16 protein-coding genes are annotated in these 18,648 nt (G+C 30.4%); 11 read left to right on the forward strand and 5 right to left on the reverse strand.

Going from position 1 to position 18,648, the window contains the following annotated elements; genetic code table 11:
* Nucleotides 1–34: 34 nt before the first annotated feature.
* The gene (locus DUT90_RS06745; RefSeq protein ID WP_114426412.1) at nt 35–1,198 is read right to left on the reverse strand and encodes a nitrate/nitrite transporter; all 1,164 of its coding nucleotides are present in this window, start codon (nt 1,196–1,198) and stop codon (nt 35–37) included.
* Nucleotides 1,199–1,279: 81 nt separating this feature from the next.
* Between DUT90_RS06745 and DUT90_RS06750 the strand changes: the two genes are divergently transcribed.
* Nucleotides 1,280–2,134 (forward strand): hydroxymethylglutaryl-CoA lyase, encoded by an 855-nt coding sequence (locus DUT90_RS06750; RefSeq protein WP_114426413.1) that lies wholly within the window; start codon nt 1,280–1,282, stop codon nt 2,132–2,134.
* Here DUT90_RS06750 and DUT90_RS06755 read toward each other — a convergent pair.
* On the reverse strand, nt 2,120–3,064 hold the full coding sequence (locus tag DUT90_RS06755) for an alpha/beta fold hydrolase (RefSeq protein WP_114426414.1): 945 nt from the start codon (nt 3,062–3,064) through the stop codon (nt 2,120–2,122). The genes DUT90_RS06750 and DUT90_RS06755 overlap by 15 nt on opposite strands.
* Nucleotides 3,065–3,201: 137 nt before the next feature.
* Here DUT90_RS06755 and DUT90_RS06760 point away from each other — a divergent pair, with 137 nt between their 5' ends.
* From DUT90_RS06760 to guaB, 7 genes are all read left to right on the forward strand, one after another.
* Nucleotides 3,202–4,668: a bifunctional UDP-sugar hydrolase/5'-nucleotidase gene (locus DUT90_RS06760; RefSeq protein ID WP_258848514.1), complete on the forward strand. Its 1,467-nt coding sequence runs from the start codon at nt 3,202–3,204 to the stop codon at nt 4,666–4,668.
* Nucleotides 4,669–4,798: 130 nt separating this feature from the next.
* Nucleotides 4,799–5,974: a DUF4856 domain-containing protein gene (locus tag DUT90_RS06765; RefSeq protein WP_114426416.1), complete on the forward strand. Its 1,176-nt coding sequence runs from the start codon at nt 4,799–4,801 to the stop codon at nt 5,972–5,974.
* Between the two features lie 89 nt (nt 5,975–6,063).
* Nucleotides 6,064–7,161 (forward strand): imelysin family protein, encoded by a 1,098-nt coding sequence (locus DUT90_RS06770; RefSeq protein ID WP_114426417.1) that lies wholly within the window; start codon nt 6,064–6,066, stop codon nt 7,159–7,161.
* 75 nt (nt 7,162–7,236) lie between these two features.
* Entirely contained in the window at nt 7,237–8,622 is a 1,386-nt protein-coding gene (locus tag DUT90_RS06775; protein ID WP_114426418.1) for an HTTM domain-containing protein, read from the forward strand.
* A 4-nt stretch (nt 8,623–8,626) separates the two neighbouring features.
* Nucleotides 8,627–11,050, forward strand: a complete 2,424-nt coding sequence (locus DUT90_RS06780) for a TonB-dependent receptor domain-containing protein (protein WP_114426419.1) — start codon at nt 8,627–8,629, stop codon at nt 11,048–11,050.
* A 91-nt stretch (nt 11,051–11,141) separates the two neighbouring features.
* The gene (locus tag DUT90_RS06785; RefSeq protein WP_114426854.1) at nt 11,142–11,864 is read left to right on the forward strand and encodes a hypothetical protein; all 723 of its coding nucleotides are present in this window, start codon (nt 11,142–11,144) and stop codon (nt 11,862–11,864) included.
* A gap of 66 nt (nt 11,865–11,930) precedes the next feature.
* A complete protein-coding gene (guaB, locus tag DUT90_RS06790; protein WP_114426420.1) occupies nt 11,931–13,406 on the forward strand; it encodes an IMP dehydrogenase in 1,476 nt (491 codons plus the stop codon).
* Nucleotides 13,407–13,516: 110 nt separating this feature from the next.
* On the opposite strand, the gene DUT90_RS06795 is transcribed toward guaB, so the two are convergent.
* The 3 genes from DUT90_RS06795 to DUT90_RS06805 are packed head-to-tail and all read right to left on the reverse strand — an operon-like array spanning nt 13,517 to nt 15,839.
* Nucleotides 13,517–14,035 (reverse strand): OmpH family outer membrane protein, encoded by a 519-nt coding sequence (locus tag DUT90_RS06795; RefSeq protein WP_181858155.1) that lies wholly within the window; start codon nt 14,033–14,035, stop codon nt 13,517–13,519.
* A 55-nt stretch (nt 14,036–14,090) separates the two neighbouring features.
* Nucleotides 14,091–15,008 (reverse strand): tRNA (adenosine(37)-N6)-dimethylallyltransferase MiaA, encoded by a 918-nt coding sequence (gene miaA / locus DUT90_RS06800; RefSeq protein ID WP_114426855.1) that lies wholly within the window; start codon nt 15,006–15,008, stop codon nt 14,091–14,093.
* A gap of 6 nt (nt 15,009–15,014) precedes the next feature.
* Complete coding sequence (locus DUT90_RS06805) at nt 15,015–15,839, reverse strand: ion transporter (RefSeq protein WP_114426422.1); 825 nt, start codon at nt 15,837–15,839, stop codon at nt 15,015–15,017.
* A gap of 191 nt (nt 15,840–16,030) precedes the next feature.
* Here DUT90_RS06805 and DUT90_RS06810 point away from each other — a divergent pair, with 191 nt between their 5' ends.
* The 3 genes from DUT90_RS06810 (at nt 16,031) to DUT90_RS06820 (ending at nt 18,639) form a co-directional block, all read left to right on the forward strand.
* On the forward strand, nt 16,031–16,684 hold the full coding sequence (locus DUT90_RS06810; RefSeq protein WP_114426423.1) for a DUF4331 family protein: 654 nt from the start codon (nt 16,031–16,033) through the stop codon (nt 16,682–16,684).
* A gap of 25 nt (nt 16,685–16,709) precedes the next feature.
* Nucleotides 16,710–17,267, forward strand: coding sequence for a DUF4331 family protein (locus DUT90_RS06815; RefSeq protein ID WP_114426424.1), 558 nt, complete (start codon nt 16,710–16,712; stop codon nt 17,265–17,267).
* 82 nt (nt 17,268–17,349) lie between these two features.
* Nucleotides 17,350–18,639: a lipopolysaccharide assembly protein LapB gene (locus tag DUT90_RS06820; RefSeq protein WP_114426425.1), complete on the forward strand. Its 1,290-nt coding sequence runs from the start codon at nt 17,350–17,352 to the stop codon at nt 18,637–18,639.
* Nucleotides 18,640–18,648: the final 9 nt, after the last annotated feature.

The following is an 18,648-nucleotide window of genomic DNA, read 5'->3' on the forward strand; positions in this document are numbered from 1 at the left end:
AAAAATAGTACTTTACAACTATTTTTGATACTGATCATTTTCTTTTTAACGAAAGCAATCCTAAAATTGGTCCAATCGCTAAAATTGTAAAAATCCAATTGCTGTTTACGCTTAAAAAAATATAAGAAAGTATTTGTATACTTACAATAGTTATGGCAAAACCAATACTATTTACAATAGTTAAGGCTGTACCTTTTTGGCTTGGGGTAGCATTTTGAGCAACCAAAGTAGAAAATTGTGGAGAATCTGCTATAACTACCATTCCCCAAAAAATTAAAAACAAAACATAGAGTATTTGCGAGCCTTGTAATACAGCAAGAGGAAATAGTACACAACAAATTCCTGACAATAATAAACAAGATAAAGCTACTTGCTTAGAGCCAATTTTTTCAGCTAAGTAACCACCAATAATACAAGAAATACTTCCTACAGCAATAATTAGAAAAGATAATAGCGGAATGTTAAAAGAAACTGCTGTATGAGTATCTGAATAAATTTTTAAAAGTACAGGTACAAAAGCCCAAAAGGTATACAGTTCCCACATATGACCAAAATACCCAAAAGCAGCTTTTCTAAAGTTTTTATTTTTGAAAACAGAAAAACAAATACTCAAGTCTAATTTTTTTCCTGCTTTTCTATAAGGCCCATTAGGTACAAAAAGCACCATTAAAAGTCCGCCAATAGCAGCTAAAGAAGAGGTGAAAAATAAAACACTTTTCCAAGAAAAGTTTTCTAAAATATCTTTTAATAAATGCGGTAAAGCTGTACCTAATACTAACGCACCAACCAAATACCCAAGAGATTTTCCTAAACCTTTGTTGAAATAATCTGTTGCTATTTTCATGCCTACAGGATAAATTCCTGCCAGAAAAAATCCAGTTAAAAATCGTAATATTAGTAAAGTACTTAAGGTTTGACTTTCTAAAACCAAGCCCAAATTAAAAGTAGCTCCTAAAAGTGCACTAAAGCAAAATACTTTAGCAGGCGCAAAACGATCTGCAATAGTAAATAAAGCAAAAAAAAGTGTTCCGCTAATAAAACCAAATTGTACAGCAGAGGTTAAGTGCCCTAAAGCATCATCATTTAGATTAAAATTATTAATCAAATCTGTAATAATTCCATTTCCAGCAAACCATAAAGACGTGCAACAGAATTGTGAAATAATAATTATTGGAAGTATGTGTTTTGAAGTTTTCATTTACAAACGAAAGTACCAAAAACATTCTTATAATTCAGATAATTTGTATTTAACTTCAATACTTTAGTTATCTTTGAAACGATGAGAAACGTCAAAATCATAGAATGTCCAAGAGATGCAATGCAGGGTATAAAATCTCATTTTATACCTACAGAAAAAAAAGCATTGTACATAAACTCTTTATTAAAAGTTGGTTTTGATACTATTGATTTTGGAAGTTTTGTATCTCCAAAGGCAATTCCTCAAATGAGAGATACAGCAGCAGTTTTAGCTCAACTAGACTTATCTAAAACCAAAAGTAAACTTCTGTCAATTATTGCAAATTTAAGAGGAGCCAATGATGCAGTTCAATTTGATGAAATAGATTATTTAGGCTATCCGTTTTCGATTTCTGAAAATTTTCAGATGCGAAATACACACAAAACTATAGCCGAATCTATAAAAACATTACATGATATTCTTAATTTAGCAGATAAACATGATAAAGAAGTTGTAGCTTATTTATCTATGGGTTTTGGCAATCCTTATGGAGATCCTTGGAATGTTGAAATAGTTGCGGAATGGACAGAAAAACTTTCTGCTATGGGGGTTCAAATTTTATCTTTATCTGATACCATAGGAAGTTCCACACCAGAAGTCATAAAGTACTTATTCACCAATTTAATACCACAGTACCCTACCATAGAATTTGGTGCGCATTTGCACACAACACCAAATAAATGGCATGAAAAAGTAGATGCAGCTTATAAAGCTGGATGTAATCGATTTGATGGTGCCATTAAAGGTTATGGAGGATGCCCTATGGCAAAAGATGAATTGACAGGCAATATGCCTACAGAAAAATTAATAAGCTATTTTACTACGCAAAAAGCTACAACAAATATAAAACCTATGAGTTTTGAAAGTGCTTATAATAAGGCATTAGAGGTTTTTTAAAAAACGTAAAATAAGTTTATTTATTTCTTCTGGCTTTTCTTCCTGAATAAAATGTTTTGCATCAAGAATATGAACGTTTTCTTTTTCTATGTTCATCGTTTTTATAAGTTTAGTTTGTTGAGGTGCAAATTTTAGCATATTATCATGTTTTCCCCAAATAATGGCTGTGGGCTTATTAAAGCTGTTAACAACATTATCATTTACGGGTAACTCATTACATGTTTTGCTAAAGAAGTAATACATAGCTCTTGTTTTGCCTTCTCTTAAAGGTTTTTTATAACCTTCTATTTCTGTTTTGGTCAAGTCATTTTTTTTGAGGCCTTTTTTAAATAAACCATTAAGCAACATATTAGTAGTTACACCGTTTTTGTACATCCACATTGCAAATTTTGAAAAAACACCTTTTTTCATTCGAATAGGAGGGTTAAATCCTTCCTCATAAATAATAGTGTTTAAGAGAATAAGATTATCTATTCTTTTAGGATTATTTTCTAACAACGCCCAAGTCCATAGTCCACCAGCATCATGCGTTACATGTGTCCAAGTATCAATTTTTAAATTATTCATTAATTCTATGATTCTTTTGGCATGGTTTTTTTCGCTATAAATATCATATCCTTTAGGATTATCACTATTACCAAAACCAAGCATATCTGGTGCAATAACCCTGTAACCCTCGGTTACAAGACCATCAATCATTTTTCTATACAACCAAGAAGATGAAGGTACACCATGTAGTAAAAGAATTGCTTCTCCTTGGCCTTTATCAATATATTTTATATTTCCATCTGATGATAAAAAAGATTTTTGTTGTGCTCTAAAATCTGTATAAGTTTGTGAAGTGGCATTTGTAATTTCTTTCTTTGACGCACAACTTATTAAAGCAAATAAGCATACTATAAGAAAGAAATAAACTAATTTATTTAACATATGTCTATCTAATTTTATAGTCTATAAAAATAAGTAATTAAATAAAACTATTTACTTTTATACAAAAAAATAGAATGAAGCCTTTTAAATCAATAATCTATATAATTTTTGTAATAATCTTTAGTCACTGTTCTATTTTGAAACAAAGACCTAAAGGCGATGAAAAAATTGATTTTACCTTTTTACAACTTAATGATGTGTATGAAATAGCTCCTATACAAGGAGGAGCATTTGGAGGGATGGCTAGGGTAGCAACCCTTTATAAAGAATTACTTAAAGAAAACCCCAACACAATGTTGTTTTTAGCAGGAGATTTTTTAAATCCTTCATTATTAGGAACATTAAAAATAGATGGAGAAAGGGTGAGAGGTAAACAAATGGTAGAAGTAATGAACGCTATGAATTTTGATTTGGTAGCTTTTGGAAATCATGAGTTTGATCTTTCTCAAAAAGACTTACAAAAGCGTTTAAATGAAAGTACTTTTCCTTGGGTTTCTGCCAATGTAAAATTAAAGACAAAAGAAGCTGCAATGCCTTTTTATAAAGATAAAGAAGGTGAAAAAGAATATGTAGGAGAGACCTTTATTAAAGATATTTCTGATGCAGATGGCACCACTATTAAAATTGGTTTTATTAGTGTTTGTATACCTTCTAATCCAAAAGACTATGTAGAATATGCTAATATGTTTGTAAAAGCGAGAGCGTCATATGCATACCTTAAAGATAAGGTAGATGTAATTTTTGGTTTAACACACGTAAAAATAAATCATGATAGAAAAATAGCACAACTTATTCCTGATTTACCTTTAATTATGGGTGGGCATGAACATACTAACAAATATGAAAAAATTGGAGATGTAACAATTGCAAAAGCAGATGCAAATGCAAAATCTGTATATGTTCATAAAATATCGTTTGATAAAAAAACAAAAAAAACAACAGTACAGTCTGAGTTAAAAGAGATTAATGCTTCTATAGAACCTAATATAGAAGTCGACAAGGTTGTACAAAAATGGCAATCTGTATTAAATAGGCAAATAAAAGAAGTAATAGCAAAACCTAATGAGGTAATTTTTAATGCTAAAGTTCCTTTAGATGGAAGAGACACAACTATAAGAAGCCAACAAACCAATCTTGGTGAAATTATAACGGCTGCCATGTCTTTTGCTTTTAATGGTAATGTTGACGCTGCTTTGGTAAACGGTGGTTCTATAAGAATAGACGACCAATTGTATGGTAATATTACTGCTGTAGATATTTTTAAAGTATTACCCTATGGAGGTGCAATTTTAAAAGTAGAGCTCACAGGCGAATTGTTAAAACGAGTCCTAGATTATGGCAAATTGGCAAAAGGAACGGGAGCTTATTTGCAAAGGCATAACATAAGTTTACAAAACAATAGGTGGTTGGTTAACGGTAAATCAATTGAACCAAACAAAAAGTATACTGTTGCATTTTCTGATTATTTATTAAAAGGTTATGACATTCCTTTTTTATCTAATACCAATCCAAATGTATTATCTGTGTACACACCCACAATTGAAGAGTTTGGTTATGATATTCGTAAATCTGTTGCTGAATATTTAAAATATATTAACAATTGACCTTTTTTATTGTAATATAAGTAATTTTACGTTTTTATTTAAATTAAGTCTAAATAAATTTTGACTAAGTTGATTAGGATATTATATTTGCAATCGTAAAATATATTATTTTAAATCAATCCAAATAAAAATGAAAAAAGTAATTTTATCAATAGCCATAGTTTCAATTTTAATATCATGTAACAATACTGATAACGAAAGCAAAACACAAGCACCGGATACCTATTCTTTTACAAGAAATGGAGAAACAACGGTAAGTTATAGTGGGCAAACTACGAGAATTCTGATGGGTGAAGAATTGGTAAGTGCTTTGAAAGATCCATCAAAAACGGAAGAGCAAATAGATGGAATGTTTACAAACACAGGAAACAATTTTGAGAGAACAGATTTAAATGCTTCTACAAAGTCAGTTAGAAGTAAAACAGCAGCATCTTCAGATTTTTTTTCATCTAATACTACAGATGCAGCAGCTATAAAAGCAGATTTTGATACTTGGATTGCTGCTCAGGTAAATGAAGTATATCCTAATTGGAATGTTGATGCTGCCCAAGGTATAGCAGGTAAGATTCAAGAAGCTGGTGGTGGTTCTACTAGATATGTAAATGCTAAAGGGTTAGAATATGATCAAGCATTCAACAAAGGTTTAATAGGGGCATTAATGGTAGATCAAATTATAAATAACTATTTAAGTACAGCAGTATTAGATGAGGCTTCAAATGTAACAGATAATGATGCTGAGATAGTTGCTGAAGGTAAAAACTATACAAATATGGAACACAAGTGGGATGAAGCTTTTGGGTATCTTTATGGTACTGATAACGCAGAAAACCCAATTTTAGGTGCGGATAGTTTTTTAAGCAAATATTTAGCAAGAGTAGAAAACGATGCTGATTTTACAGGTATTGCTACTGATATATATGATGCTTTTAAATTAGGTAGAGCAGCCATAGTAAATAAAGATTATACTATAAGAGATGAACAGGCAGCAATTTTAAAAGAAAAAATTTCTATGATTGTAGGTATTAGATCTGTTTATTACTTACAACAAGCCAAGGCTAATTTGCAACGAGATAAAGCAAGTGCATTTCATGACTTATCTGAAGGATTTGGTTTTATTTACAGTTTACAATTTACAAGAAAGCCAAATTCACCAGAACCTTATTTCTCAAAATCTGAAGTAGATACTTTTATTACAACCCTTACTGCAGGTAATGGTTTCTGGAGTATTAATGAGGCAACCTTAGATGAAATGTCTACGACTATTGCGAGTAAATTCAACTTCACCGTAGCAGAAGCTGGTAACTAATATTTTAACAAATTTTCAAAACAAAAAGCAATTTAGATTGATTGCTTTTTGTTACTTTTGTGCTTTTATTTAGAATAAATAGAAATAAGATGATTAAAAAAATAGCAACACTTTTTCTTTCGCTTTCTCTGATGTATGCCTGTACTCCTAATGGAGAAAATGGGCCAGATGTTACAGATAACTTTGATAGAAAAGCAATGTTAACCCATATTGCAGATAATATTATTATTCCATCATATGATAATTTTGCAATTGATATGGAAACATTAGTTACTGCAGGGGTTACATTTTCTAACAATCCTACAGAAGTTACACTAGAAGATTTAAGAAGTACTTGGTTAGAGGCTTACAAATCTTGGCAATATGTAGAAATGTTTAATATTGGACGTGCAGAAGAGTTACAATATTCATTTTTTATGAATGTTTTTCCTTTAACAGTTACAGATGTTGAAGAGAATATAGCTGACGGAACATATGATTTAAATAGCGTAAACAACCAAGATGCACAAGGTTTTCCGGCATTAGATTATTTATTATTTGGAGTTGGAACAACAACTGAAGAAGTTTTAGGAAAGTACACTACAGTAGAAAATAGTGAAAATTATAAGAAGTATTTGATTGATGTGCTAAACCAAATGAACAGGTTAACAAAAGATGTTGTAGCTGAGTTTAAAAGTAATAAAAGTACTTTTGTAAATAACGATCAAAACACTGCTACAAGTACTGTAAACAAATTGGTAAATGACTATATTTTCTATTATGAAAAAGGGTTAAGACGTAACAAAATTGGATTACCTGCAGGAATTTTTTCTGCAAACCCTTTACCGGATAGAGTAGAAGCATATTATAACAAAGAAGTGTCTAAAACATTAGCATTAGAAGCTCTAACAGCTGTACAAGACTTGTTTGAAGGTAATCCATCTACAAGTACTACTCAAGTTAGTTTTAAAGCCTATTTGGTTGCTTTACAAAGGCAAGATTTGGTAACAGCCATAGAAAATCAATTTGCTTCTGCTAGAACACAAATTAATACACTTAACCCAAATTTTATTTCTCAAATAGCTACAGATAATTCTCAAATGCTTAGAGCTTATGATGAATTACAAAAAGCAGTAATATTATTAAAGGTTGATATGTTACAAGCATTTAATATAAGTGTAGATTTTGTAGATTCAGATGGAGATTAAAATTAATAAATTAATATAAAAATAAACCTGAACATTTTACCATAAAGTTAAGTAAATGCTCAGGTTTTTGTTTTAATGATACTTTTAAAATACAATTTTAACAAACAAACACATAGTGCACCTTTAGCAGTATTTCGCATGTGTTTTGGTGTAATGATGTTGTTAAGTATCATTCGTTTTTGGTCTTATGGTTGGATTGAAAAATTATATATTACACCAAAGTTTCACTTTTCATATTATGGTTTTAGTTGGGTAAAACCTTTTGGCAGTTATACTTATCTACTATTTGTTATCTGTGGTTTAGCCGCTTTTTTTGTAGCGTTAGGTTATAAATATAGAATTGCTATTATTATCTTTTTTCTATCGTTTACTTATATTGAATTGATGGATAAAACAACCTATTTAAACCATTATTATTTTATATCCATTGTAAGTTTTTTATTAATTTTTTTGCCAGCAAATAAATATTTTTCTCTAGATGCTTTTACTCAAAAAAAATATTATACAAACGTACCTCAATGGACAATAGATAGTATAAAACTTCTCTTAGGTATTGTGTATTTTTATGCTGGTTTGGCAAAGTTAAATACAGATTGGTTATTTAGAGCACAACCGTTAAAAATATGGTTACCTTCTAAATATGATCTTCCTTTAATTGGAGAAAATTTAATGCAACAAGAGTGGTTTTATTTTGCAATGAGTTGGGGTGGAATGCTTTATGATTTAACAATTCCTTTTTTATTATTGTACAAAAGAACAAGATACTTTGCTTTTATAGTGGTAGTATTTTTTCATGTATTTACTAGAGTTTTGTTTCCTATTGGTATGTTTCCGTATATCATGATTATTTCCACACTAATTTTTTTTGATGCTTCTTTTCATCAAAAAATTATCAACTTTAGTAAACAGTTAATTTCTAAATTTTCTTTTTTAGCAAAACACACAAGTACTACTGCTGCACAACAAATAGTATTTTATAAAATTCAAAACAAAAAAGTAGTATTGTCAGTTTTAATTCCTTTTTTTGTGCTCCAATTATTATTTCCTTGGAGATATTTGCTATATCCTGGAGAGTTATTTTGGACAGAAGAAGGATATCGATTTTCCTGGAGAGTAATGTTAATGGAAAAGGCAGGTAATACTAATTTTAAAATTTCAAACACAAAAACAGGGAGTTTTTTTATTGTAGATAATACAGACTTTTTAACGCCTTTTCAAGAGAAACAAATGAGTTTTCAACCAGATTTTATTCTTGAATATGCACATTTTTTGGGCCATCATTTTAAAAGCCAAGGGCATCAAAACGTTGCTGTTTATGCAGAAAGTTATGTTGCGTTAAACGGTAGGTTAAGTACAAAATACATAGACTCTACTGTAGATTTGTATCAAGAAGTAGCATCACTTAAACCTAAAAAATGGATTTTACCATTTAATTCAAGAATAAAAATTAAAGGAATTTAGTATAATGAAATTTAAAGTATTAGTTGTTGTTTTCATATTGTTTCAAACTACATTATATAGTCAGTTTACCGTTTTTGGAACCGTAGTTTCAGAACAAAATCAACCTATAAAAAATGTAGAGATTTATAACGAAAACGGTGGGTTACTTGCTAAAACATCTCCTTTAGGTAAATTTAAATTCAATACAGATTTAGAGCTAATTGTACTTGTTTTTTTTACAGACAATTATAAAGTAAAAAACCTTGTTTTAGAGTCTGATGATTATCAGAATACAAAAGTTGTATTAAATTCTTTTACAGAAGAATTATCAGAAATTCAAATAAGAACTAGAAAAGAAAAGATTTTTGAACTAAAACGGTTAAAAGATGTAGAAGGTACCTCTATATATGCAGGAAAAAAAACAGAAGTTGTTTTAGTAAATCAATCAGCAGCTAATTTAGCGGCCAACAATGCAAGACAAATTTTTAATCAAGTTGCAGGTTTAAACATCTTTGAAAATGATGATGCAGGTTTACAATTAAATATTGGAGGAAGGGGTTTAGACCCCAATAGAACAGCAAATTTTAATACGCGTCAAAATTTGTATGATATTAGTGCAGACGTTTTAGGGTACCCAGAAAGTTACTATACACCAGCATCAGAAGGCTTGAAAGAAATTCAAATTATTAGAGGAGCAGCTTCATTACAATACGGAACTCAATTTGGAGGATTGATTAATTTTGTAACTAAAAAGCCAAATGCAACTAAAGAATTAGAACTCATCAGCAGAAATACAGTGGGTAGTTTTGGTTTGTATACCAATTTTACAAGTGTTAGTGGTACTAAAAATAAAGTGAGTTATTATGGTTTTTTCAATTACAAAAAAGGTGATGGTTTTAGACCTAATTCTCAATTCAATTCTACCAATGCGTTTTTGCACTTAGGGTATCAGTTTAATGATAAAAACAAGCTAGCCTTAGAAATTACCTATTTAGATTATTTGGCAAAACAAGCAGGTGGTTTAACAGATAGAATGTTTGCAGAAAACCCTTTTCAGAGCAATAGAACACGAAATTGGTTTAAAGTAGATTGGCTGCTTTACAATTTAAAATACAATTATAACATTTCTAAAACAGCCACTTTTAGTTTTAACTTTTTTGGTTTAAATGCTTCTAGAAAAGCTGTTGGTTTTAGGGTTGCTAGAGTTGCAACTGAAGATGATTTTAATGCTAGAGATTTAATTATTGGCGACTTTAATAATTTTGGTTTTGAAACTCGTTATTTAAATTCATATACCTTATTGGGTAAAAAGACTACTTTTTTAATAGGAGCAAAGTACTACAATGCGTCTAACAACTCTTTTCAAGGACCAGGAACAGATGGCAGTGATGCAAATTTTACAAAAGCCACTGCTCAATTTCCCAATTTTCGTTTTCAGTCAGATTTTGACAATCCAAATGAAAATATTGCCCTCTTTGGAGAAAACATATTATATATAAACGATAAATTTTCGATAACCCCAGGTTTTCGTTTTGAATACATTAATACAGGTAGTAATGGTATAAAAAAACTTACAAATTTTGATGGTGCAGGAAACCCTGTAGGAACTGTAGAAGAAGCTGATAATATTACAAAAGAGCGCTCTTTTGCCCTGTTAGGTGTTGGTTTTAGTTATAAACAGAATAAAGCCTTTGAGGCGTATGCAAACGTTTCTCAAAACTATAGATCTATTACGTTTTCTGATGTAAATATTGTAAACCCTTCTAATGCAATAGACCCCAATTTAGAAGATGAAAGAGGATATACTGCAGATTTGGGTATTAGAGGTAACGTAAACAAAAATATATCTTATGATACCAATTTTTTTGCATTATTCTATAACAATAGAATAGGAGATATCTTCACTAGAATTCCGCCTATAAATAATGTAGGTTTACTAAGAACTAACGTTGGTAAAGCAAGAATTTTAGGAATAGAATCTTTGGTAGATTTTAACTTAAAAGGAATCTTAAAAATGCGTAATAATTATATTTTGAATCTATTTTTCAATACATCTTTTATCAATTCAGAATATACAGAGTCTAAAGAAAATGGTATTGTGGGTAATAGTGTAGAGTTTGTACCCGATGTAAACTTTAAAACAGGTGTGCGTTTTGGGTATAAAAATTTGCTACTCAGTTTACAATATAGTTATTTATCAGAGCAATTTAATGATGCCTCTAATTCACCAATTCCTGACGAATCTAATGCTGTTAGAGGACCAATTCCTGCATACAATATTTTAGATTTTTCTACTTCTTACAAGTACAAGTTTGCAAAAATTGAAGCAGGAATAAATAATGTTTTCAATAATTCATATTTTACTAGAAGGGCAACTGGCTATCCAGGCCCTGGTATTATACCCTCTGCACCAAGAAATTACTACCTAACTTTAGAACTAAAATTCTAACTTATTTGTATTCATTTTAAATAATAATCATCTTTTTTTCAATTTTAAAAATTGAGAATGAATGCTTAATTTAGTATCAAAATATTTTGAAATGCTACAAACTATTGATATTCAACAACAATTAATTAAAGAAAGAAATAAAAGATACAAAGCTGTTGATGTTTTAAAGTGGGTTCAAGAAGTTTTTGATGATATAGATGCTACTCAAAAAAGTGTGTTAGAAAGATTGTCACAATCACCCATTCAAAAAACAATAAATAGTTTTAATATAAATGAAGTAGACACAGATGCTATTTTTCATGTTAGTGAAATAAAAAAAATATGCATTAATTATAGATTACGCTTTTTAGATACGCGTTATTTTAAAAGTGATTATCCAAAAGAAGTAATCTCTAAAATCAAAGTCTTAGAAGAAAATCACGCTACAACTTTAGACGGCTTCAAAATTATAGCTCCTTCAAAATTATTTGAACTTAACGAGGCTGATGATCCTTTATTATTTGCTCCTATGGGAAATGGATACTACTATTTAATCCACAAGTGGGGTAAAGATTTACATCCTTTAAGAAAACTAAAATACTGGTCTGTAAAAAATGTAGAAAATTTAGGTGTAGCCATTTTTGCTATTAGCTTTTTATTAACCATAATTACTAAAGATTTCTTTTTTAATGACGAAGCCAATTTTGGCTATTTATTTATGTTATTTTTGTTTTATGTTAAAGGAGTTATGGGTATGATTTTCTTTCTAGGAGCATCATCTGGTAAGAATTTTAGTGAGTATTGTTGGCTGAGTAAATACAATAAAATATCTTAAAGTTTATTTTACCTAAAATCTCAATAATTAGTTGTAAATTTGCACGCAATTATATCTTAATTGCACATGACAGCTCACGAAAACAAAATATTAGGAGAAGGACTAACTTATGATGACGTTCTTTTGGTTCCTGCCTTTTCAGAGGTACTTCCTAGAGAAGTAAGTATACAAACAAAATTTACAAAAAACATTACTATAAATGTGCCTATAGCTTCAGCAGCTATGGATACTGTAACAGAATCTGCTTTAGCAATAGCTATTGCAAGAGAAGGAGGTATTGGTGTTTTGCACAAAAACATGACTATAGAGCAACAAGCTCAAGAAGTTAGACGTGTAAAACGTGCAGAAAGCGGAATGATTTTAGACCCAGTTACCTTACCGCTAACCGCTACAGTTTTAGATGCCAAAGCAAACATGCGAGAGCACAGTATTGGAGGTATTCCTATTGTTGATGAAAAAGGAACATTAAAAGGTATTGTTACCAATAGAGATTTACGTTTTGAACATCAAAATGAACGTCCTATTGTTGAAGTAATGACAAGTGAAAACTTGGTTACTGCTGGAGTAGGAACTTCTTTAAACGATGCTGAATTGATACTTCAAAATCATAAAATTGAAAAATTACTAATTGTAGATGAAGCCTACAAACTAAAAGGTTTAATTACTTTTAGAGATATTACAAAGGTTACCCAAAAACCAATAGCTAATAAAGATACTTATGGTAGACTTAGAGTAGCTGCAGCATTGGGTGTTACAGGTGATGCTGTAGAAAGAGCAGGCGCTTTGGTAAATGCAGGTGTAGATGCTGTAATTATAGATACCGCGCATGGGCATACAAAAGGTGTGGTTTCTGTATTAAAAGAAGTAAAAGCTAAGTACCCAGAACTAGATGTTGTAGTAGGTAATATTGCTACAGGAGCTGCTGCAAAATACTTAGTAGAGGCTGGTGCAGATGCTGTAAAAGTTGGTATAGGACCAGGTTCTATTTGTACAACTAGAGTTGTTGCAGGTGTCGGGTTTCCTCAATTTTCAGCAGTTTTAGAAGTTGCTGCGGCTATAAAAGGCACAGGAGTGCCTGTTATTGCAGACGGTGGAATTCGTTATACAGGAGATATTCCTAAAGCAATTGCAGCAGGAGCAGATTCTGTAATGCTAGGTTCTCTTTTAGCGGGTACAAAAGAATCTCCTGGAGAAACAATTATTTACGAAGGAAGAAAATTTAAATCGTATAGAGGAATGGGATCTGTAGAGGCTATGAAAAAAGGTTCTAAAGATCGTTATTTCCAAGATGTAGAAGATGATATTAAAAAATTAGTACCAGAAGGAATTGTAGGACGTGTACCTTACAAAGGTGAGTTGTCTGAAAGTATTCATCAATTTATAGGAGGATTAAGAGCAGGTATGGGCTATTGTGGTGCAAAAGACATAGAAACTTTAAAAGAAACAGGTCAGTTTGTTAGAATTACGGCAAGCGGTATCAATGAAAGTCATCCTCATGATGTTGCTATAACCAAAGAAGCTCCAAATTATAGTAGGAGATAGGTTATAAAAACTAAGTAATTACAAAAAAAGCTCAAGATTATTTCTTGAGCTTTTTTGTTTACCTTTTATAAAGTTTATTTTAATAGTAAAGCTATTTATATTGTAAGAGACTAATTATTATCCGTTGGTTTTTCAATACCTAATTTAGCAAGTACTAAATCTGTTATATCAAATGTAGGATCTAAGTAAGCAAATTCATTACCAGTAATGGTTAAAATTTGAGAATATCCGTTAGCTTTTGCGACCTCTGCAATAACATCACTTAATTTTTTATATAGTGGTCGCATCAATTCGTTTTGTTTGAGTTGCATAAGTTGCTGACCATTGTTTTGGTATTTTTTAATATCTGTTTCTAATTGTGTCAACTCTTGAATTGATGTTTTTTTAGCCAATTCGCCCAAAGTTTTTTCGTTTTTTTGATACGTTTCTACCTTATCTTTATAGACCTGTACTTTTATCTGAAAAGAAGAGTCTAGTTTAGCACCATAAGCTTTTGCTCTTTTTAAAACAATTTTTGCCTCTGGCATCAAATTCATAACATAATCACTATCTACTGTACCAACTTTATTTTGAGAATAAATAATACTAGATATTAATAAAGTATAAAAAAATATAATTTTAGATTTCATTTTTTTTATTTTTTGTGAAGCAAAGATATAAAAGTCAATTAACTACAAAAGTAGATTAATTTTTTAGTGCGTTAATTTTTTCAGAAATTTTGGTGCAAATTTCAGAACTATTGGTTTTGTAGTCAAACCAATAGGTTTCAAGATCTTTTTTAAACCAAGTCAATTGTCTTTTTGCAAATCGTCTTGTATTTTTTTTAATTTCAGAAATAGCAAAATCTTTGGTAAAATCTCCATCATAATAAGAAAACAACTCTCTATAACCAACAGTTTGCAAAGCATTTAAATGTTTGTGTTTGTATAGTTTTTTGGTTTCTTCTAACAAGCCTTTTTGAACCATAATATCTACCCGTTTGTTTATTCTTTCATAGATAATTTCTCTATCTGCATTCAAACCAATTTTTATACTCTTAAAATTTCTAGGAGTTTTTGGTTTATTTTTAAACTCTGAATACGGAATATTGGTTCCTATACAAATTTCTAGAGCTCTTATAACTCTTTGAGGATTATCTATGGCTATAGAATTGTAGGTTTCAAGATCAAATTCTTTTAACTTTTGTTGAAGTGTTTCAAGACCATTTTTTTCAAGTTCTTTATTTAAATTTTGCCTGATAGATGGCGCTACTTTAGGAAAATAATCCAACCCTTTTAAAACAGCATCTACATACAAACCACTTCCGCCAACCATAATTTGAATTGGATTTTTCAAAAATAGTTCATCCAATTTTGCTAAAGCATCTTTTTCAAAAGCGCCTACATTATAATCATCAAAAATACTTCTGTTTTGAATAAAATGATGTGTAGCAGCAGCCAATTCTTCAGGCTCAGGAACAGCAGTACCTATAGTCATTTCTTGGTAGAATTGGCGAGAATCACAAGAAAGTATAGCACTCTTAAAATGTTTTGCAAGTTGTATACTTAAGGCAGTTTTTCCTATTGCAGTTGGTCCTACAATGGTAATTAATGTGTTTTTCATTAACAATTACGGATTTAAAATACTACCACAACTATAACAAAAAGTAGCATTTTCTTGGTGTTTTTCTTTAAGACAGTTAGGGCAAGATTGCGTATTTGTTGGTAATTCTTCTTTTTTGTTCATTTCTGCACTTACAATTCCTGTCGGAATTGCAATGATAGAATATCCAAGAATCATAATAGCACTTGCTATAAGTTGCCCCAAAGGTGTCTGTGGTGCAATGTCTCCAAAGCCAACAGTAGTTAAAGTTACAATAGCCCAATAAATACTTTTAGGGATGTTATTAAAACCATTTTCTGCACCTTCTATCATATACATAATGGTTCCTAAAATGATACAAACAATTAAAACAAAAAATAAAAAGACTGCAATTTTTGCTCTACTAGATTTTAAGGCCAACATCAATTTGTTTGATGCACCCACATATCTTGCTAACTTTAAAATTCTAAAAACACGTAATAATCTAAGTGCTCTTAGGGCTGCTAAATTATGAGATCCTACTATTATAAAAGAAAGATATTTTGGTATAGTAGAAAGTAGATCTATAATACCGTAAAAACTAAAAACATATTTAAACGGTTTTTGTATAGAAATTACTCTTAAAATATATTCAATAGAAAATAATACTGTAATAATCCATTCTCCTAGATTTAGTAAATCATGGTATTTGGTATCTATACTTTCTACACTTTCAAGCATTACTAAAAGAATACTAGCAATAATTGCAATTAAAAGTATAATATCAAAAAGTTTACCCTGTGGTGTATCTGCTTCATAAATAATTTCATGAAGTTTTTGTTTCCAAGATAGTTTTGGGTTTGTTTTTTCCAATTTTAAAACAATTAGTCTTACAATACTACAAATATTTAGTGAAATTTTAATTTTTTTCTATGTGTTTTTCTCTTTAAACACAAGGGTTTCTAAAAAAAGTGTAAAAAAAATAAAGTTTTTTAAAACCCTACTTCTTTTTTTCTCGTAAGTGTTAGTGAGATTCAATTAAATAATAACTTAAATATCACACAATGAAGAAAAACAGAATTTTATTGACAACCATTTTTGCAGCCGTTATTGGTTTGGTCTTGGTAGCAGCAGATCATATAGATGCTCCTGATGCTCAAGGAACAACAGCAGACATTACAGATTTTTATGCCTTTCAAGGTGAAGATACCAATAATCTGGTATTTGTAGCCAATGTACAAGGTTTACTTAGTCCTTCTGCAACTGCAGAAACATCTTTTGATGAAAACGTACTTGTAGAGTTTAATATAGACACCAATCAAGATAATACTGAAGACTTTGTAATACAGGCTATACCTAGAGATGGAGTTATGTACTTTTTTGGACCATTTACACCTTCTGTAACTGGGCTAAATAGTACAATTAATGAAAACGCTACAGCCGGAGAAGTTGCTATTACAGCTTACAATTCTACTGCTGTGACAAGTACTAATGCCGTAGGAATGAAATTTTTTGCAGGCCCAAGAGATGATCCTTTCTTTATGGATTTTGCTAGGTATGGAGAAATAATTGCAGGTAATGCACCAGGATTTAATAGTCCAGGTTCAGATACTTTTGCGGGTACTAACGTAATGTCTATAGTAGTAGAAGTTCCTAAATCTATGATAGGTTCTTCAGGAACAATTAATACTTGGGTAGAAGCTAAAGCAAAACAATAACAATATCAACTTTAAAAACAATATTATGAAATACACATATTTAAAATACTTAACTTTTTTATTTTCATTAACCTTCATTTTAGTATCCTGTAACAATAATAAGGATGAAGATTTACCAACAGGACCAGATTTTTCTGGAACTTTTGCTCAGAAAGATCAAATGGGAAGACCAGCAGTAAATACAGTTTTTGTTTCTGCAGCTAGTAAAGATGAGTTTAATGTAACAGTACCTTCTGCACAATCTGCAAGATTTCAATCTATGTTTCAGACCAATTTAATGGCTTTAAGTCCTGCATTTGCAAATGCAGATGATACCAATGCTTTAGGTCAAAATGCAGCAGCCTTTACAGGTTTATTAGCTACAGATGTTCTAAATGTTTCTTTAGATGGTAAAACAACTTTCTTTGACGGAACAAATGTATTAACAGGTAGAGCTTTAGCAGATGATGTTATTACAGTAGAGTTGTTATTGATTTTTGGTGGAGAAGATTTTACTGAAAACCCTACCTTATCAAATGACAATGTAGATGCTAATGATAAAGAATTTTTAACATCATTCCCTTATTTGGCAACGCCTTGGTAAAAAGGGAATTAGCTGGCGCACGTTTGGGGGAATAGTGCGCCAGTATTTTAAATTATAAACACCTTTCTAAAACATACAAATCATGAAATACATCCAACTAATTTTATTATTTGTAACTTGTTATTTAACGATTAGTTGCAATACACAACCCAATAAAAAAATTACCAATTCTAAAGACTACAATCAGTATTTAGAAATGACATCTAACACAGATTTACCAAAAATTACATCTGATTATAATTTTTGGAAAAATAAACTTTCTAAAACCCCAAATCAATACCCTTATTACGCAAAATTAGCGGCCGCTAATTCAAAAAAATTTCAATCTACAGGAAATATAAATGACCTTAAAGAGGCTGAAAAAAACTTAATAATAGCCAATGAAAAAACAAATTATAATAATGCAGGTTATCTAAGAAGTTTGGCAAGAAATTTTATTTCTCAACATAGATTTAAAGAGGCTTTAGACCTTTTAACCAAAGCAGAATATAATGGAGAAAATTTACAAAGAACACATTTAATGCTTGTAGATGTATATGTAGAGTTAGGAAACTATGAAAAAGTTTCTGAATACTTATCTAAAGTAAAAAACTTCAAAGATTTTGACTACCTAATTAGATTATCAAAATACAATGATCATTTAGGAAATTTAGACAAAGCAATTGCCTACTTAGAAATGTCTTTAAAAATCGCAAAATCGTCTAAAAAAAATAGTTTAATACAATGGAATTATACGAATTTAGCAGATTATTATGGTCATGCAGGTCGTATTAAAGATTCTTACAATAGTTATTTAAAAGCTTTAGCAATTAATCCAAACAATAGTTATGCTAAAAAAGGTATAGCATGGATTGTATTTTCTTATGAGAGAAATCCAAAAGAAGCACTAAGAATTTTAAACACAGTTACCAAAGAAAATGCATCACCAGATTATCATTTATTAAAGTCTGAAATTGCTGATTATATGGGAGATAAGGTTGAAAAAAAACATCAAATTGATAGTTATTGGTCTAGGGTAAAAAACACAAAATATGGTGTAATGTATCATAAATATGATGTTTTATTGTTATCTGAAGCACAAAATGATAAAGCAATAGTGTTGGCAAAACAAGAAGTGGAAGAAAGACCAACGGCACAATCTTATGACTTATTGGCTTGGGCATATTTTAACAACGGGCAAAAAGAAAAGGCGTTAGCAATAGTTGACCAACACGTAATTGAAAAAACTTTTGAACCAGAAGCTTTATTACATGCAGCTCTTATTTTTAAGGCAAACGGAAAAATACCAATGGCTGTAACGCTTAAAAAAGAGCTTTTAGGAGCTGTCTATGAATTAGGACCAAATGTAGAAGCAGAAATCAATAATATTTAAGAGATATAA

The sequence above is a fragment of the Polaribacter sp. WD7 genome, assembly GCF_003335085.1.
GTDB lineage: Bacteria > Bacteroidota > Bacteroidia > Flavobacteriales > Flavobacteriaceae > Polaribacter.